We start from the raw sequence: 18,962 nt of genomic DNA, 5'->3' as shown, positions 1-18,962 counted from the left end.
GATGCAAAAGTATTAGCATTTGAAGAGATGGGAATGGAAGCTATCTATGAGTTTGAAGTAAAAGATATGCCTGTTACTGTTGCAGTTGATACAGAAGGTACTTCTATTCATACTACTGGCCCTGCTAAGTGGAGAGCTATTTAAAACTTTTTACAAGGTGAAGGAAACTTCACTTTGTAACACTTCTACTTTTTTTCACACCTTTTTGATATCAATTATTAAAATTATGTTTCAAACTATGATATAATATACAATCTCTAAAAAGGATAGTAAATGAAAGATTATAGAATTGAAAAAGATACTATGGGAGAAATGCAAGTACCAAACGATAAGTATTGGGCTGCACAAACTCAAAGAAGTATAGAAAACTTTCCTATTGGAAATGAAACAATGCCAAGTGAAGTTGTAGAAGGTTTTAGCTTTTTAAAAAAAGCTTGCGCAATAGTAAATAACAAACTTCAAAGACTTGATGATAAAAAATGTAAAGCTATAAAACAAGCTTGCGATGAAGTTATTGAAGGCAAACTAAAAGGAAACTTTCCCCTTGTAGTTTGGCAAACTGGTTCTGGAACTCAATCAAATATGAATATGAATGAAGTAGTTGCAAATAGAGCTACTGAGATTTTAGGAAGTGATTTTAGAAAAGAAAAACTTGTACATCCAAATGATGATGTAAACAAGGGACAAAGTTCAAATGACACCTACCCTACTGCAATGAGAATCTCTTTTGTACTTGAATTACAAAAACAATTAATCCCAGCTATTAAGACTTTACGAAAAACTTTTAAGAAAAAAAGCAAAGAGTTTAACAATATAGTAAAAATAGGAAGAACTCACTTACAAGATGCAACTCCACTTACTTTAGGACAAGAATTAAGTGCTTATGTTGATATGCTTAATAAAGCTTTAGAGCAAATTGATGATAGTATGAAATATATTTGTGAACTAGCAATTGGTGGAACAGCAGTTGGTACGGGACTTAACTCACATCCAGAGTTTTCTCAAAAGGTATGTAAAGTATTAAATAAACAGACAAAAACAAAATATAAATTTAAATCTCATCCAAATAAATTTCATGCTTTAACTGCCCATGATGGTGAAGTTGTATTAAGTGGAGCTTTAAATGCCCTTGCTTCAAACCTTATGAAAATAGCAAATGATATTAGATGGTTGGCTTCTGGTCCTAGATGTGGAATTGGTGAGCTTAATATTCCTGAAAATGAACCAGGAAGTTCTATCATGCCAGGGAAAGTAAATCCCACTCAAAGTGAAGCTATGACTATGGTTGCTGTTCAAGTTATGGGAAATCACACAACTGTTTCAGTTAGTGCATCTCAAGGAAACTTTGAGCTAAATGTATTTAAGCCTGTAATTGCATATAATATCTTACAATCAATAAAACTTCTAAGTGATACTATGCTTGCCTTTAATGACAAATGTGCAGTAGGAATTGAGCCAAATAAGAAAAATATAGAAAAATATTTAAATGACTCATTGATGTTAGTAACAGCTCTTAATCCATATATTGGATATGAAAATGCTGCGCTTATAGCTAAAACTGCTCATAAAAATGGAACAACTTTAAAAGAAGAAGCTATCAAATTAAAACTTCTAAGTGAAGAAGATTTTGAAAAGTATGTTAAACCAGAAGAGATGACTTATCCTAAGAAATAACACTAAAATGAATATTTAAAGTTTAAATATTTATTTTTTTGTAGAATTACTAAAAAGGAGTAAAAAATGAAAATATCAAAAATAGTAATACTTTTTTTATTTTCTTTTTTATTTCTAGAAGCTGATTCTATTTCTGAACAGAGACTAGAGATAAATAAAGAGAGTAACACTACTTTAAATATGTTATATAAAACATATCCAAAAGCAAAAAATGAAATTTCAAATGCATATGGTTATGCAACCTTTAGCAATATAGGTATAAATCTTATATTATTTTCAGCAGAAGGTGGATATGGAGTTGCAGTTAACAACTCTACTAAAAAAAGAACTTACATGAAAATGGCATCTGCTGGTGTCGGTTTTGGTGCAGGGGTAAAAGATTTTAGAGCAATATTTATCTTTGATACTAAAAAAACTTTTGATTCATTTTTAAAATATGGATGGGAAGCAAATGCACAAGCTGATGTAGCAGCAAAATCAGGAGAAAAAGGTGGATCAGTTGAAGGTTCAGCTACCATACAACCGGGTGTTCATCTTTATAAACTTACTAAAAATGGTTTAGCACTACAAGCAACTATTCAAGGTACAAAATACTGGAAAGATAGTGATTTAAACTAAAAGGACATTACAAAGTATGAATAATAAATATACCTACAAAGGTAATAATTACTATGTTTTAGAAGATAAAGTTAAAATCCAAATTGACGATGTTTGGGTAGAAGGTGTTTTATACACAACTGATGATTGTGAATACAAATTTGTAAGAAGCAAAGAAGAGTTTTACTCAAAGTTTAAAAAAGTAAATAATAAATAATTAAACCAAAGATACAAAGAAACTCTTTGTATCTTTAATTTCTAGTGAGCTTTAGCACCTTTATGATTTTTTACTATAATTAATAATTCTTCCTCAGAAATAAGCTTTAATGTATTATTTTCAAAGTTTTCTATTACTTCATTTGTAGTAACTTTATCATCTCCAGCATAAAGAACTTTTATATTTGTATTTTTAAGTTTATTAAAGGGTTTTATTCCCATTTCTTTAATAACTATTTTATCGACACCTTTACTTAAAAACCAATCAATTATCATTGAACCTTTATTATAAGGGTTTGCTTCAATTTTAACTGTTTCACCGTCATAAAAAGCAAAATATTTTGCTTTTCCAAATAGTGGTGATACAGAAGCATTCTCTTTATTTGTTTTTACTGGAAATACTATCATTTTTTATCCTTATTTTTTTGTATTAAATTTTTTTAAATTTATTAAAACCATTCTATATGAAAAGTAAATAACTACCGGCCATAAACAAAGCCATACTATCGAACTTAAATATTCCATCATCATTCCTTAATAATTGTGTGCATGAGGATCTTCTATCTCCTCTTTTGTGATTTTTACCTTATCCATTTGATACCAAACATAAGTTATATATGCTAATACAAAAGGAACCATCAACGATACATATGACATTGCAGTTAAGGTATAGTGACTTCCTGAACTATTTTGTATAGTAAGTGAACTTTGTAAATCAAAAGTTGAAGGATAGTAAGCTGTATTATTAAAACCAACATTTAAAAATAGTGCCATTACAGTTAAAACAATCCCTACTCCACCTGTTTTAATACAACAAGTCATATTAAAATGAATTGTTGCAAAAACTGAAATAATTACCATCAAAACACCAATAACAAACATACCTAAAACAAATGGCATATCTAAAAAGTTTTGAAGATACTTATACTCTTGCATAAAAATAATTGCATTTTCATCATAAGCAAAACCACTTTTTGTAAATAATAGATATAAAAACAGTAAAAAGAAACATAAGAATATAAGCATATCAATTTTTATACTTTTTATTGCTCTTTGTTTTATTGTTTCATGATTTATGTTATTTATAAAGTAAAGTGCTCCTGAGATTCTTACTAAAAAGAATAAAGCAAAACCTAATGATAAATTAAATACATCTGTTAAGGCTTCTAGTCCTCTGTAAGGTGTTTGCCAATGGGAGAAATTATTATCATCTACTAAAAATGAAGAACCAGAAAAAAATGTTGCTATTGCAACTCCAAGTAAAATAACTCCTAAACTCCCGTTTATAAACAAAAAGCTTTCATATACTTTTTGTCCTAAAAAGTTATCAGGCTTTTTTCTATATTCATAACTAACTGCTTGAATAATAAAACAAAAAAGTATTGACATCCAAACCCAATATGCTCCTCCAAAACTAGTAGAATAAAAAAGAGGAAAAGCAGCAAATAAAGCCCCACCAAATAAAACTAAAGTAGTAAATCCTAACTCCCACTTTCTACCAAGTGAATTGATAAGCATAGTTTTTAAAACTTCATCACCTTTTGAAAGTCTTCCTATTAAAGTTTGTCCTCCTTGAACAAACATAATAAAAGCAAATAAACCTCCAAGTAAAGATATTATTATCCACCAATATTGTTGTAATTGTAAATGTGTTAATTCTTCAAACATCTTAATAACCTCCATTTGGACCAAGTTTTATTTGCTTAAGCATAATTTTTATTTCTGCTATTAAAAGTGCAGTAAATAAAAAGGCAAATAAGAAAAAGGTAATTTGTACATTTGTTGTTGAAATATTTGTTACAGCAACACCAACTGGCATCAAATCTTGTATTGCCCAAGGTTGTCTTCCAACTTCAGCTACAATCCACCCTGCTTCACTTGCTACATATCCTAAAGGAATTGAAAGTACTGCACTTTTAAGAACTAAGGAATAGTTCATAATCTCTTTTTTTAGCGTTAAAAATAATAAAAGAGCAAAAAGAATCAAAAACCAAGTTCCAAGGGCAACCATTAAATGAAAGGTATAAAAAGTCATTGCAATAGGAGGAACAATATCTTCTGGTTTTTCTAAATGTCCATAACCAAAGTATTGCATATTTTCTTCTAGGACCTTTTGATATTGTGATGCTTTTATTATGTCATTACTCTTTTTAGCTTCTTTATAATTTTTTAAAGCCTCTACTGCAATTTTTCCTTTATCTATTTTTGATTGTGCTGCTTCAATATTATATTTTTCATTTCCATAAACTAAATCATTAAGTCCAGGAACAAAAGCATTTATATCATGATAACTTAAAAAAGATAGTGCATAAGGAGCTTCTAATTGAAAAAGAAAAGGCTCTTCATCATTTATTAGAGTCTTTTTAGGGTTTAATACCCCTACTCCCACAATTGCAGCTTGTTCTTTTCCCTCATAAAGACCTTCCATTGCTGCTAGTTTTACTGGTTGCTTAAGTGCAACTTGATGAGCTGACTCATCTCCTGTAAGAATAATAAATATAGAAGAAATCAAACCAAAAGTAGCTCCTACTATCATAGACTTTTTAGCAAAAAGAATTTCTCTTTTTCTAAGTAAATACCAAGCAGAAATTCCTACTACAAAAAGTGAAGCAACAATATATCCACTTGTAATTGTATGTAAAAATTTAGAAATAGCAATAGGAGAAAATAAAACATCCCAAAAGTTATTCATTTCATTTCTTACAGTATCAGGATTGAAAGTCATACCTACTGGATACTGCATCCAACCATTTGCAACTAAAATCCAAAGTGCACTTAAGTTTGAACCAATTGCAACTAACCAAGTTGATAAAAGGTGAAAGCCCTTTGAAACCTTATCCCAACCAAAAAACATCACTGCAAAAAATGTTGACTCCATAAAAAAAGCCAATATTCCTTCTACAGCAAGGGGAGCTCCAAAAATATCCCCTACAAACCAAGAGTAGTTTGCCCAGTTTGTACCAAACTCAAACTCCATTATAATACCAGTTGCAACACCTATTGCAAAGTTAATTGCAAAAAGAGTCATCCAAAATTTTGTAGTCTTTTTCCAAAACTCATCACCTGTTTTTACATAAATAGTTTCCATAAATGCAATGATAAACCCAAGTCCTAAAGTTAAGGGAACAAAAAGCCAATGATAAATTGCAGTTAATGCAAATTGAGCCCTTGACCAATCTACTAATTGTTCTTCCATTTTTATTCCTTTGTTATATTCTTATAAACAAAATCTATTTTTTCTTGTTCTGTTATATATTCAGTTTTTATATTTTTATCATGTATGAAGTATTTTAAGAAGATTAAAATAACTGCAAGTTTTATGAAAACAATTTTCCATAAAGTTTTACCTAAAGTCATATTTTTAAAGCCATCAATATACATAAATAAAAAGTTTTTACATTTGTTCATCTTATAATCCTATTATAATATAGACTTATAGTGTAATTATACAATTGTAAAGTTAATTTTTTGTTAAGATTATTATAAGTTAAGCTTATATGAGATAAGAACTATTTATTAAATAGTTCTTATTTTAAAAATTTATTTTCTAAGTAGTTGTGTATTTAATTTTAGTATATCATTTAAAGAGTTAAATACTTCAGTTGTAGCATCTTCAATCTGGGCAGCTGAAGTTTTAAGTGATTTATTATCAACCTTTGATGCATTTAGGTTTATATAATCTTGTACTTTATTATGAACAAGCTCATGTTTTGTCTTTAAAATTTTCCACTCATTTGAGTGTACAAAATCTCTTTGTTCTGTTTCGCAAGTTAAAATCCATTTTCCTAAGTTACAAGATTTACAATCAGTTACAGTACAAGTTTCAAACTTATCTAAATTATCAAAGAACTTTCTTTTGAAATTGATATGGTCATTTTTATATTTTGATACTTCTTGAATAAGATTAATATCATCAACCATATCATAATATTTATCATCTATTTGTGCTTGAGAAGTAATACCTAATAATCTTGTAGAAAGATTTTCAACTTCTTTTGAAAGATTATCAATATTTGAAGAAGTTGTTGCATTTTTCTGAGTCATTTGATCAAGTAAGTTTACTGCATCGTTAATCTGAACCATTCCTGTTTCTTGCTCTTTTATTGCTGAACTTACGCTATCAATGATACCTCTTGTTTGTGAGATTTTGTTTGATAGATTATCATAACCAACAATCATTTCATTTGCAATTGTTTTACCTTCATCAGATTTTGTACTAGCTTCTTCAACTAAAGTTTTTATCTTTCTTGCAGCTTCAGCAGATCTATTTGCTAAGTTTCTTACTTCACCTGCAACAACTGCAAAACCTTTTCCTGCTTCACCAGCAGTTGCAGCTTCAACTGCTGCATTTAATGATAAAATATTTGTCTGGAATGCAATTTGGTCAATTACTGAGATTGCTTCATTAATAGCACTTACCTTATCATTTATTTCATCCATAGAAAGTGAAGTTTTATTTGCTAGTTCATTTCCTTCTTTTGCACTATTATTAAGTTCTCCTGCAATATTTAACATCTTACTTACGTCACTTGAACTTGACTTCATATTACTCGTTATCTCTTCTACTGCTGCTGCTGTTTGTTCTAAACTAGAGGCTTGTTCATTTGCACTACTTGAAAGCATTTGTGATGATTGAGTTAGAGTTCTAGTATTTTCTTGTAACTCTTGTCCTGCATTTGTAATCATTGCAATTAGTTGAGAAGTTGATTGACCTAAAAGAACTGAACCAGTAGAAAGAGTACCAAAGTCACCATACATACCAATTTTTTCTTCATCACTTAATCTAAAGTTATATTTCCCCATTGCATAGTGATCTAAGACTTTATTTATATTATTTACTTTTTGTTTGGTATAAGTAATCATTTTATTAATAATTTGTTTTAAAGACTCAACTTCATTTGTAGAAGCTACTTCATGAACTTTATACTCAAAGAAACCATTTGAAACTTTACCCATAACATCAGAGATTTCACTAACAACTTTTTTATCTTGTTCAATAGAAGCTTCAATTCTTTTAATTTTTTCATTCATGTCTTTTGTCATTAAAGCAAACTCATCACTTCCTTTTACTTCCATAGGATGAATATGCTCTTTTTCTCTAATAACATACATAAAGAAGTCTTCAAGTCCAGATTTAAAATTTCTTAAAGATTTAACAATAACTCTTGTCATATAAATACTTATAATAAATACAATAACCAGCATAATAATATTAAATGTAACCATCATAATAAAATCTCTGTTTAAACTTGTATTTTTATTATCAATATATCTTTTAATATTTACAGCTAAACTATTTGATAAAGAGTTAAAATAATCAATTCTATTTGAAGAAGCTAAGAACCACATTTTAGAATCAACGCCATACATATTTGAATTTAATAAAGTAAGTGCTTTAATTGCTTTGTCATCATCTATTGTAATATTTGCATTTATTTCAGATATTGATTTATTTAAAGAGTATGCCTCCATAATGTCCAAAGATGAACCTAAATAATTATCAAAAACTCTTTTAATATCTTTAAGAAGTTTTTTCTCTTCTTTTGTAATACCATCAAGTCTTCTATATCTATTTATTTTTCTTGAAACAGAAGTATGAAATTTTTGAATTTTGTTTAGTTTTTTTTCATCACCACTTAAAACATAATCCTTAAAATTGTGAATTAAACCACCATATCCTAAATAGGCTTGTATCTCTGAGATTAGTTTATCTTTTTGGCTTTTATTATAAATTATATTTCTAAAACTTTCTACTTGTTTACACTCTTTGCAAGTTGACATTTTTTCTATTAATTTTAACTGTTCTTCTGTAGCAACTTTCTTGAATAGTTCTAAAAAAGTCTCTTGAGCTACAACAGATGAAGTAAAAGTTAGATAATCTTCATTTGATAATTGACCCTTTTCAAAAATCTCTCTTACAACTCTTCTTTCTAAAGTCGCTTTTTCTATAATATTAGCAATAGAGATATATGCTTGTAGTTTTTTCGATAACTCTCCATCATTACTATAACTTAATATTTCATCCATAAAAGAAAGAATAGTATTAATAATTGAGCTATAAAAAGTAAGTAAATCTTCATCACTTATTGAAATATTATCAACTTTATTTCTTATTTGAGATATTATATTTAACTGCTTTTTTAATATCTTGATTTTCTGCGTTACTTCAACACCATATTTAGAAGAATCAAACTCTTCAATATAGTTATTTAGTATAGCAATCTCTTTATTTGTATCTTCTCTTAAAGTTAAAAGTTCACTCTTTTTATTTTTGCCATAACTTGTAGTAAAAATTAAACTAACTTCTCTTTCTTCTTGTAATGAACTTAGAACTTTATTTGAAAGAATAGTAAACTCCAAATAACTTTTTGTATTTACCATAGAGTTTTTCTGATCAAGCTTGTTAAGAAGAATATTAACACTAAGAAGTATTATAGTCATAATAGGAAGGGTAAGAATAAGTAGAATCTTATTTTTTAAAGAGATATTATGCATCAAAATTTGCCTTAAATATTATTTTTAAGGTGACATATTATCTCTTATTGGTTACATGGCGATTACATATATTATTTTAATGCCAAAATGTAATAAACAATAGGTAAATGGTTTTATTATTATTTACCCAAACTAATGGTGATTTATTGTATTTATGGAAAAATTTTATTTGTTCAAGTGCTTTTTCATATGATATATATTCTTGATTATATTTTTCAAAATTAACCCAATCATATCTATGGGGAATATAAAAACTACATTTCTTAAAAATATCATCATTTTCAAAGTCATTAAACCCTAAATAGTAACCTTTTATACTATCTTGAAATTTTATTTGTAAAGCCTTATGATAAAAAGGTAAAAAAATATTTGCTTTATAACAGACTTCTTGCTTTATATTACTAAAATCAATTTCAGATAAATATTCTCTTGTAACATCTTTAAAAAGTAAGGGTAATTGTTTATCTCTTAGTTTTGTTAGTTTTCTAACTAAAGTATCGTTTTTATTTGGACCAATATATCTATCAAGCTCTTTTTCTAATCTTACATCATATAAATAATATTTATAGATTAACTCAATATGTTTAAAGCAGTTTTCTTTTTTATCAAATACTATAAAATCCAATTCACCCAAAGTATTTTTATCTTTAATTATTTGTATGTTTTTTTTAATTAGCTTGTATCTAGTAGTTAGATTTAAATAGTGTTCAAAAAAGTATTCTACTCTTTTACCTAAAGGAAGTTTAGTATCAATCTTTATATCTTCAATTTGTAAATTTGAAGTGTTTATTTCATCAAAACAGAACTGTTTTAAACTATATAGTTCATCAAAGAGAACAGGAGTATTGTAAAACCCTAAAAACTGTTCTTTTAAATTATCCATTACATTTCATCAATTAATTTTATTCTTTTTTTACACTCACCTAAATATGAACTTCCAAAAAGATTGTAATGATTTAAATAATGATAAAGATTGTAAATCTCTTTTCTTGTTTCAAACTCTTGTTCTAAAGGATACTCTTCATTATAAGCCTCATAAAACTCTTTTGTAAAACCACCAAAAATGTGAGTCATTGCAATATCAACTTCTCTATGGGCAAAATATACAGAAGGATCAATTAAATAAACTTTTTCATTTTTATCCACAAGTACATTTCCTGACCATAAATCTCCATGTACTAAAGAAGGTTTATCTACATATTTGTTTAAAAAGGAGATTATCTTTACTCTATTTTTATTTAAAATAGTTTCAAACTCTAAAGCTAATAAACTATTTTTAATAAGTGAAATCTGAAAAAGAAGCCTGTACTCAAAAAAGAACTCTCCCCAATTATCTGATAAAATATTGCTCTGCTTTGATAATCCAATATAATTATCATTTTCTAAACCATATTTTTCAAAAGAAACTTTATGCAACTTTGCAAGACCAATACCTAGTTTTTTCATAGATTTTCCAGTAAAAACCTGTGAATTAATCTTTTGAATTTCTAATCTAGTTTTTGATACTTTATATATATGTGGAGTATTTATTTCTTCTATTTTTTCATCATTTATTAATTTTTGTATTAATCTTAATCCTTGTACCTCTTTTAATAAAGAGTTATTACTAGAAAAATTTTCTTTTACAAAAATTGACACTACTTTAACCTGTTTTTTGCTAGTTCTATATCACTTTTATATTTATAAATCATATAATCAATTAATGTACTTCCTCTATTTTTAGAGAAAAATGATAACATCTCAATAATTCTATATGACATTCTAAAAAATGCAGTAAAAGGGATAAAATAAGTTATTAAAGTCTCATATCTTCTATATGGATAGTATAAATCAAACTCCATTTTAAGTTCAGTTAAGATTTTATTCTCTTCTAATAACTGTTCCCTTGATTTTTGATTCATAGTTCTAATTGCAATTGCTAAATTTATAAAAAACATTAAAAGGTTTAAATTCCAACCTAAAATAAATATCTCTTCATAACTCAATTTGATTCACTCCTAATTTTTAATCTTAATATTTTAACAAAATAGCTATGTGTTTATTCTTTTACATAAGTTCTTTTTGTATAATACACTTTTCAAAAGGATTTACTTGAAGCTATTAAAAAATAATATTACTCAAACAATAAATGAATCATATTTAATAGAAACACTAAATTTAAATAATAAAAAGATATTAGAGCTTGGTTGTGGAAATGCAAGCATGACAAAAATGATTGCACAAAATGGTTTTGATAGACAAATTATTGCTTGTGAAGTAGATAAGATTCAACATGAAAAAAATCTAAAAGAAAACATAGATAATATAGAGTTTATTCTTGCAGGAGCTCAAGATATTCCACTAGAAGATAACTCAATTGATTTTGTTTTTATGTTCAAATCATTTCATCATGTTCCAAAAAATATGATGACAAAAGCATTAAGTGAAATAAAAAGAGTTTTAAAACCAAATGGTATTGCTTATATTTCTGAACCACTTTTTCAAGGCAATCAAAATGAACTTATAAGATTGTTTCACAATGAAAAACAAGAAAGAATTGATGCCTTTGAAGCTATAAAAGAGGCAGTAGAAAAAGAAGAGTTTAAACTATTTCAAGAAATCTTTTTTCAAAGTGAAGTTACATATGAAAGCTTTGAAGATTTTGAAGAAAAAATGATGAATGTAACTTATAACAATAATACTATAGATGAAAATTTAAGACAAAAAGTTAAAGAAAAATACGAAAGCTTTGGTGGTGAAAAATTAACATTTTTAAAACCATTTAGAGTAGATATATTACAAAAGGTATAAAAAATATGGAAGAAATAATCACACAAGAAGAATACAACAACAATATTCAAACACTTATTTCATGGGCACATGCTTATTATGTAGAAGACAATCCAATTGCTACAGATGAAGAGTATGATAAACTTGCACGTACTTGCTTAGCCTATGAGCAAACATATCCTCAAAATTCTCACCCAAACTCTCCAAATAAAAGAGTTGGAGGAATGGTCTTAGAAGGTTTTGTAAAAGCCTCTCACCTTTCTAGAATGTGGTCACAAGAAGATGTTTTTAATACACAAGAGTTATCGGACTGGATAAATAGAGCAAAAAAAGTAAATACAAACTTAGAGTTTATGTGTGAACCTAAATTTGATGGAGCTTCATTGAATCTTATCTATGAAAATGGTGTTTTAAAGCAAGCTATTACAAGAGGTGATGGATCTGTGGGAGAAGATGTTACAAACAATGTGAAAACTATCCACTCTATTCCACTTCAAATAAAAGAAAAAGGTCTTTTAGAAATAAGAGGTGAAGTTGTTATCAAAAAATCTGATTTTGAAAAAATCAATGAGCTTAGACTTTCAAATGATGAACAACCCTTTGCAAATCCTAGAAATGCAGCTTCTGGAAGCTTAAGACAACTAGACCCTAGTATCACAGCAGCTAGAAAACTATTTTTTAATGTTTGGGGTGTAGGAGACAACTCTTTAGAGTTTAAAAAAATCTCAGAAAAAATGGATTATATCTATTCCCTTGGTTTTGTAAAACCTCCTTTACAAGTAGTTGTAAAAGATGTGGAAGGCATTGAAAAAGTTTACCATGAAATCATAGCTTCAAGAAATGATATTCCTATGATGCTTGATGGAATGGTTGTAAAAATCGATGATATTGAAACACAAGAAGAGTTAGGTTATACAGTTAAATTTCCTAGATGGTCTTGTGCTTATAAGTTCCCAGCAGTAGAAAAAACTACAAAAATAAAAGATATCATCCAACAAGTTGGAAGAACAGGTGTTATTACTCCTGTTGCAGTTGTTGAACCAACTCATATTGATGGAAGTATGGTTGAAAGAGCTTCTTTACACAACTATGATGAGATAGAAAGACTTGATTTAAGAATCAATGATGAAGTTATTATTATCAAAAGTGGAGATATTATTCCAAAGATTACTAAAGTATTTCATGATAGAAGAGATGGAAGCCAAGAAAAAATATCTAGACCAACAAACTGTCCAAAATGTGATAGTCAACTCCATGATGAAGGTACTTTAATCAAGTGTCAAAACCTTGATTGTCCAAGTATTGTTACAAACTCTATTATTTATTTTGCTAGTAAAAATTGTATGAATATAGATGGTTTAGGAAACAAAATTGTAGAACTACTTGTAAATGAAAAAAAGATTTATGATATCTTAGATTTATACTCTTTAAAATATGAAGATTTACAAGATTTAGAAGGTTTTAAAGAGAAAAAAATATCTAATCTTCTAAATGCTATTGAAAAAACAAAAGGAATAGAACTTCATAGGGTGATAAATGCTCTAGGAATAGAACATATTGGAGAAGTAGCTTCAAAACAAATCTGCTTAGAGTTTGGATTAGAAGTAATTAATATAGATTTAGATTCACTTATTGCCCTTGATGGAATTGGGGAACAAATGGCTAAATCTTTTGTTGATTTCATGAGAGTAAATCATGATTTAGTAACAAAACTTATTGAAATAATCAATCCAAAAGTTGAAGAGAAAAAAGAAGTAAGTGAAAATGCTTTTAAAGGCACAACTGTTGTTTTAACAGGAACTATGAGTAAAAGTAGAGGTATTATAAAAAAAGACCTTGAAGCTTTAGGTGCAAAAGTAAGTTCATCTGTGTCAAAGAAAACTGACTATTTAATCTATGGAGAAGATGCTGGAAGTAAATATGACAAAGCAGTTGAGTTAGGTGTAACTACTCTTACGGAAGAACAGATGTTAGAGATGATTTAAGTCATCTCTACTTCTTGTTATTTTGAATATCTTTATCAACTAATTTTTGTAGATCAATCAAATAATCATCTAAATCCATAAGATCTTTATATTTTAAATCTAATTCATCAATCATACCATTTATTTTGACTTGCTCTTCATAGAGTTTATCTTTCTCTTCTAGATCTTTTTTATGTTTTTTATTCTCCACAAATAATTGAAGGTAGATATTTAATTTTGAACAAAATATTTCATCATCTATAGGTTTTGAGATAAAGTCTATAACCTTTGAGGAACTTGCATAGGCTTTTTTCTGATGTTCTATGTCATTGTAAATACCAGTTATAAGCATTACAGGAATATCCTTAGTAGCTTCAATCTCTGATAAATACTTAACAAACTCAAAACCATCAACTCCAGGCATTTGAATATCACTTAAAATCAAACCTATATCATTTTTCATAATATGTAATATTGCTTGTTGTACATTTGTAGCTTCTAATATTTCAATATCATCAAAATTACTCTCTATTAAGAATTTTAATGAATATATATTATCTTCAATATCATCTAAGATTAAAATTTTGAATTTATCATTCATACTTTATCCTTTATTTCCATCACATTATTTGAAGAGTTTATTTCATTTTCATTTTTATCAATAAGAACACTAAAAGTACTTCCTTTTCCAAAAATACTTTCAACTTTTATATCTCCACCTAATAAAATACTTAATTCTTTACAAATTGCAAGTCCTAATCCTGTACCACCATATCTTCGTGAAATACTCTCTTCTGCTTGTTTAAATCTATCAAAGATATCTTTTATTTTATCTTCTTTTATTCCTATTCCATCATCTTTTACTATTATTTCTATAAAGTTATCTTTATCTTTTAAAATTATCTCTATTTTTCCTTTTTCTGTAAACTTTAAAGCATTACTTAAAAGATTTCCAACAATCTGTTTTATTCTTTGTTTATCACTATGAATAATGCCTATAGAATCCTTACAAGTAAAAATTAGTTCTAGGTTCTTATTAAGAACTTGTGGCTTAAATGTTTCACATATACTTTCTATTAAAAGTTTTATATTTATATCTTCTTTATATAAACGAATCTCTTTGGCTTCAAGTTTTGAGATATCTAATACATCATTAATTAAATACAATAAATCATGACCACATCTATTTATAATATTTAAATTATAAATATCTTTTTCACTTAGATTACTAGGTTTATTTTTAGACATTACTGAACTTATTATATTTATAGAGTTTAATGGTGTTTTTAATTCATGACTCATATTTGCTAAAAAATCATCTTTTGCTTTATTTGCAAATAATAACTCCTCTTTTTGTTCTTCTAGACTTTTTGTTAAATGTTTTAGTTTTTCTCGTCTAATTTTTAAATCAAATTGCATTTTATTTAATGAATTTGCTAAAACTCCTATTTCATCCTTATTATTTCTATATGGTATTTCTGGGGTTTTTGTTTCTCCAATCTCTTTTGCTACATCAGAAAGGTTTGTTAGCATTCTTGTTAATCTAGACCCTATAAGATATGAAAGAAGAGTAGAAAAAAGTATTTCTACAAAAATGATACTAAGTGTATTTCTAATATTTTTTGAAATAAATTGTTTATTTTCAGAAGTATCAAAAACTATATAAAGACTTCCTAATTGAGTCTCACCTTCTTTAATCTCTTTATATCTTATCTCATAATTCTCATCATCTAATTCATGTTTAAAATCTTTTTGAAATTTAATTAACTCTTCTAAAGAAAAATGTTGAAAATTATATACTTCAGATAAGACTCTTTTATTTGAATCTAAAACTACAATAGAATTAATATGACTTAACTCTTCAGTTTTATATAAAAGATTATCTATAGTTGCCAAATCATAAATACTTAATGGTACTTTTAACATCTCTTCTAGAAAAGTTATATTAGACTCAATTTGCTCTTTTATTAGTTTATTAGAAGAATTATTTATTGCAATAAAGTTAACTGATACAATTAACATAATAAAGAATATTTCTAGCAATACAAAAGATAAAATGAATCTATATTTAAATGACATGACTTTCCTTTGTCAACTAATTTGACTTAACTTCTTTAATTACTTCATACTCTTTTGAATCAGTTTTAATAAACTTTTTTATACTTAAGATTTTTTTTAAATCATTAGGCATATTTAAAAATGCATCTTGTAACTTTTTTACTATCTCATTATTTACTCTTGGATGAGCAGCAATTGGATGACTTGGATAAGCATTTGTTTTATAAACAATAGATATTTTTTCTTTATCATTTTTATCTATAAAATTATTGTATGTTCTTACAATTCCACCACCTATATCTCCAACTTCTCTTGCAACTCCTTTATAAACAGAATCATGGGAATTTACATATAAAACTTTTGCATCTTTATCCACATTAAAATTATAAAGTTTTCTTAACTCATATTTTGTAAGTAAAGTTGCGGCAAAAGCATTTGGAGCAGGAAATAAAAATGTTTTATCTTTTAAATAATTTTTATCTACTTTGAAATTTTTATCTTTGCTAAGTAAAATACCTTCTATTTGTTTATTTGCCCTTGTAAATGCTTCATAATTTTGCTGTTTATTAGCAACTATAAAATGATAAGGATTCATATAAGCAATATCATACCCACCAGAGTATAAAACTTTCTCAAAACTAGGAATTGATCTTTGGGTTTTAAATATAACTTTAATTCCTGTTTCATTGTGCAAATATTGAGTTATTTTTTTCCATTTTTTTGATAGTTTTAAAGGACTTTGTTGAGGAACAACACCTAAAGTAAGTTCTACCGCAAATGCACTTATACCAAAAATTAAAAATAGATAAAAAACTTGTTTCATATGATATCCTTTTAATATATTAAAATTATTATAACACTTAATAGTATTCAAATAGTATTAAAAGAATATGTTTTTTTCAAATTTTTATCAGAAATTAAAATGTTACTTTTTTATATAGTTTTTTATATCTAATAAGTTTTTTTTATAAATCAGTCTTTTATTTTTATTTTATTACATATAATAAGACTAGTAAATTATATAAGGCTATAAGATGAGTACAAGAAAAGACAAATCATTAACAATGACAATGCTAATGACACCAGATAAAGCAAATTTCACAGGAAATACAGTTCATGGTGGGGAAATTCTGAAAATGCTTGATCACGTAGCTTATGCGTGTGCTGCTAGATACTGCGGAACATATGTTGTAACACTTTCTGTTGATATGGTTTTATTTAAAGATCCTATTAAAATAGGTTCATTAGTAACATTTCATGCTTCAGTAAACTACTCAGGTAGAACTTCAATGGAAATTGGAATTAAAGTAATTTCAGAAGATATTAAAGACCATACTTTAAAAAACACAAATGTTTGTTACTTTACAATGGTTGCAGTTGATGAAGAAGGTACCCCAGTTCCTGTACCAAAATTAGCACCTGAAACAGAAGATGAAAAAAGAAGATATAACGATGCTCTAAAAAGAAGAGAATTTAGAATGTCTTCAAAGCACTCAAAAAGTCATTAATATTAATAAATCAAAAGAAGCTTATTTAGCTTCTTTTGACTCAATGTATTCTTCGTAAGTTCCCTTGAAATCTACAATAGAACCATCTTCTTGAATTGCAATAATTCTATTTGCGTAAGCATCTAATAACTCCCTATCGTGAGAAACACAAATTACAGACCCTGGATATTCAAGTAATCCTTCTCCAAGTGCAATAATTGCCTCTAAGTCTAAGTGGTTTGTAGGCTCATCTAGTACCATAAAGTTTGGTTGCTCTAACATGATTTTAGATAACCACATTCTATGTTTTTCCCCACCAGAACAAGCTTCTACTTTTTTCTCTTGCTCTTGACCATTGAATAACATTCTTCCTAAACAGTTTCTAATTTCATTGATATCTGCATCTCTATCAAAACTTCTTAACCAATCATATAAAGTCATATCACCTTTAATAATATCAGTTGCATTTTGAGGGAAATAACCATTTTGAATAGTAGCACCCCAATGAACTTCACCAGAATCTGGTTTAACATTTCCTACTAATATTTCACAAAGCGTTGTTTTTCCAATACCATTTGGACCTATTAGTGCAATTTTATCACCTTTTTCAACTGTAAATGAAATATCATTTAGTACTGGTTCATCATAAGATTTAGAGATATTTTTAACAGTTAATAACTCTTTACCAACTTCTCTTTTTTGTCTGAAAATAATTGATGGATCTCTTCTACTTGAAATTTCAATTTTTCCAATATCTAATTTATCTAATTGTTTTTGTCTAGATGTAGCTTGTTTTGCTTTTGACGCATTTGCAGAGAATCTAGCAATGAACTTTTCAAGTTCTTCTTTCTCTTTTTGCTTTTTATTCATATCAGCTTGTGCTTGTTTAGCTAATACTGTTGAAGCGATATACCAATCATCATAAGTACCTGTAAACTCTCTAATTTGTTTATAGTCAACATCTAAAATATGAGTACATACTGCATTTAAGAAGTGTCTATCGTGAGAGATAACAACCATTGTCCCATCGTGGTGTTGAAGTTGGTTTTCTAACCATCCAATAGTTTCAATATCCAAGTTATTAGTAGGCTCATCTAAAAATAATACATCAGGTTTTGGATATAAAACCTGTGCTAAAAGAATCTTGAACTTATCTCCACCTGTTAATGATGACATTAAATCAGTCTGTTGAGATGCAGGAAAACCTAAATCCTCTAAAATTTTTGTAATTTTTACATCATATTCGTATGTTGGGTCTTCTTCAACGCAAATAATTTCTAATTCTGCAAGTCTATTATTTACTTCATCAGTAAACTCTGGACTCATATATAATTCTTCTTTTTCTTTTATTGCATTGTATAATCTTTTGTTTCCTAATAAAACTGTATCAAATAAAGAATACTCTTCGTATGCAAACTGGTTTTGGCTTAACGTTCCAACTTTTTTACCATTTTGAATTTGCACTTCACCTTCTGTTGCATCATCTTCACCAGAAAGAATCTTAAGAAAAGTAGATTTACCAGCACCATTAGCACCAATAAGACCATATCTTTTCCCTTGATCTAGTTTTAAATTGATATCTTGAAATAACACTCTAGGACCGAATGCTTTTTTAAGATTTACTACTTGAACCATAAAATTAACCTTTTTGTTCTTGATTTTAGGCGATTATATCTAAAATAAACTATAAATACATTTAGAG

The 18,962-nt window shown here is 27.4% G+C and carries 18 protein-coding genes and 1 pseudogene; 7 read left to right on the top strand and 12 right to left on the bottom strand.

All coding sequences use genetic code 11. The annotated features are described in order from the left end of the window. The 4 genes from CRV01_RS07250 to CRV01_RS07235 all read left to right on the top strand — a co-directional run. On the top strand, positions 1-144 hold a 144-nt coding region (locus CRV01_RS07250; RefSeq protein WP_164970003.1), incomplete at its 5' end, for a fumarate hydratase C-terminal domain-containing protein. Positions 145-273: 129 nt separating this feature from the next. Continuing rightward, a complete protein-coding gene (gene fumC, locus CRV01_RS07245; RefSeq protein WP_129007506.1) occupies positions 274-1,674 on the top strand; it encodes a class II fumarate hydratase in 1,401 nt (466 codons plus the stop codon). Between the two features lie 66 nt (positions 1,675-1,740). Then, positions 1,741-2,292, top strand: coding sequence for a YSC84-related protein (locus tag CRV01_RS07240; protein WP_129007505.1), 552 nt, complete (start codon positions 1,741-1,743; stop codon positions 2,290-2,292). Positions 2,293-2,308: 16 nt separating this feature from the next. Continuing rightward, entirely contained in the window at positions 2,309-2,488 is a 180-nt protein-coding gene (locus CRV01_RS07235) for a DUF1653 domain-containing protein (RefSeq protein WP_129007504.1), read from the top strand. A gap of 41 nt (positions 2,489-2,529) precedes the next feature. Here CRV01_RS07235 and CRV01_RS07230 read toward each other — a convergent pair whose 3' ends face one another. From CRV01_RS07230 to CRV01_RS07195, 8 genes and pseudogenes are all read right to left on the bottom strand, one after another. After that, positions 2,530-2,895, bottom strand: a complete 366-nt coding sequence (locus CRV01_RS07230) for a NifB/NifX family molybdenum-iron cluster-binding protein (RefSeq protein WP_129007503.1) — start codon at positions 2,893-2,895, stop codon at positions 2,530-2,532. Positions 2,896-3,021: 126 nt separating this feature from the next. Beyond that, entirely contained in the window at positions 3,022-4,155 is a 1,134-nt protein-coding gene (cydB, locus tag CRV01_RS07225; protein ID WP_129007502.1) for a cytochrome d ubiquinol oxidase subunit II, read from the bottom strand. A gap of 1 nt (position 4,156) precedes the next feature. Next, positions 4,157-5,683, bottom strand: coding sequence for a cytochrome ubiquinol oxidase subunit I (locus CRV01_RS07220; protein ID WP_129007501.1), 1,527 nt, complete (start codon positions 5,681-5,683; stop codon positions 4,157-4,159). Positions 5,684-5,685: 2 nt separating this feature from the next. Next, entirely contained in the window at positions 5,686-5,895 is a 210-nt protein-coding gene (locus CRV01_RS07215; RefSeq protein WP_129007500.1) for a DUF4492 domain-containing protein, read from the bottom strand. Between the two features lie 693 nt (positions 5,896-6,588). Continuing rightward, positions 6,589-8,982, bottom strand: a pseudogene (locus CRV01_RS07210) (methyl-accepting chemotaxis protein); the annotation flags it as partial. A gap of 76 nt (positions 8,983-9,058) precedes the next feature. Further along, positions 9,059-9,865, bottom strand: a complete 807-nt coding sequence (locus CRV01_RS07205) for a DUF1853 family protein (RefSeq protein ID WP_129007498.1) — start codon at positions 9,863-9,865, stop codon at positions 9,059-9,061. Further along, entirely contained in the window at positions 9,865-10,620 is a 756-nt protein-coding gene (locus CRV01_RS07200) for a fructosamine kinase family protein (RefSeq protein ID WP_129007497.1), read from the bottom strand. The genes CRV01_RS07205 and CRV01_RS07200 overlap by 1 nt, the downstream gene beginning before the upstream one ends. Next, entirely contained in the window at positions 10,620-10,967 is a 348-nt protein-coding gene (locus CRV01_RS07195; RefSeq protein ID WP_129007496.1) for a hypothetical protein, read from the bottom strand. Before CRV01_RS07195 ends, CRV01_RS07200 begins: the two co-directional genes overlap by 1 nt. 106 nt (positions 10,968-11,073) lie before the next feature. On the opposite strand from CRV01_RS07195, the gene CRV01_RS07190 reads away from it, so the two are divergent. Continuing rightward, positions 11,074-11,772 (top strand): class I SAM-dependent methyltransferase, encoded by a 699-nt coding sequence (locus tag CRV01_RS07190; RefSeq protein WP_309109207.1) that lies wholly within the window; start codon positions 11,074-11,076, stop codon positions 11,770-11,772. 17 nt (positions 11,773-11,789) lie between these two features. After that, positions 11,790-13,736 carry an NAD-dependent DNA ligase LigA gene (gene ligA, locus CRV01_RS07185; RefSeq protein ID WP_129007546.1) on the top strand — a complete coding sequence of 649 codons (1,947 nt, stop codon included), beginning with the start codon at positions 11,790-11,792 and terminating at the stop codon, positions 13,734-13,736. Positions 13,737-13,743: 7 nt separating this feature from the next. Here ligA and CRV01_RS07180 read toward each other — a convergent pair whose 3' ends face one another. Genes CRV01_RS07180 through CRV01_RS07170 form a run of 3 tightly spaced genes read right to left on the bottom strand, consistent with a single transcriptional unit; the run spans position 13,744 to position 16,596 of the window. Beyond that, positions 13,744-14,316: a PleD family two-component system response regulator gene (locus CRV01_RS07180; RefSeq protein ID WP_129007494.1), complete on the bottom strand. Its 573-nt coding sequence runs from the start codon at positions 14,314-14,316 to the stop codon at positions 13,744-13,746. Beyond that, positions 14,313-15,794, bottom strand: coding sequence for a HAMP domain-containing sensor histidine kinase (locus CRV01_RS07175; protein ID WP_129007493.1), 1,482 nt, complete (start codon positions 15,792-15,794; stop codon positions 14,313-14,315). The genes CRV01_RS07180 and CRV01_RS07175 overlap by 4 nt, the downstream gene beginning before the upstream one ends. 16 nt (positions 15,795-15,810) lie before the next feature. Continuing rightward, entirely contained in the window at positions 15,811-16,596 is a 786-nt protein-coding gene (locus CRV01_RS07170; RefSeq protein WP_129007492.1) for a phosphate/phosphite/phosphonate ABC transporter substrate-binding protein, read from the bottom strand. Between the two features lie 211 nt (positions 16,597-16,807). Between CRV01_RS07170 and CRV01_RS07165 the strand changes: the two genes are divergently transcribed. Then, positions 16,808-17,281 carry an acyl-CoA thioesterase gene (locus CRV01_RS07165; RefSeq protein ID WP_129007491.1) on the top strand — a complete coding sequence of 158 codons (474 nt, stop codon included), beginning with the start codon at positions 16,808-16,810 and terminating at the stop codon, positions 17,279-17,281. Positions 17,282-17,302: 21 nt separating this feature from the next. On the opposite strand, the gene CRV01_RS07160 is transcribed toward CRV01_RS07165, so the two are convergent. Beyond that, positions 17,303-18,895: an ABC-F family ATP-binding cassette domain-containing protein gene (locus CRV01_RS07160; protein ID WP_129007490.1), complete on the bottom strand. Its 1,593-nt coding sequence runs from the start codon at positions 18,893-18,895 to the stop codon at positions 17,303-17,305. Positions 18,896-18,962 lie beyond the last annotated feature (67 nt).

Source organism: Arcobacter sp. CECT 8983 (assembly GCF_004118855.1).
In the GTDB taxonomy this organism is placed as follows: Bacteria; Campylobacterota; Campylobacteria; order Campylobacterales; family Arcobacteraceae; genus Halarcobacter.
This window is presented reverse-complemented; position numbering and strand designations above follow the sequence as displayed.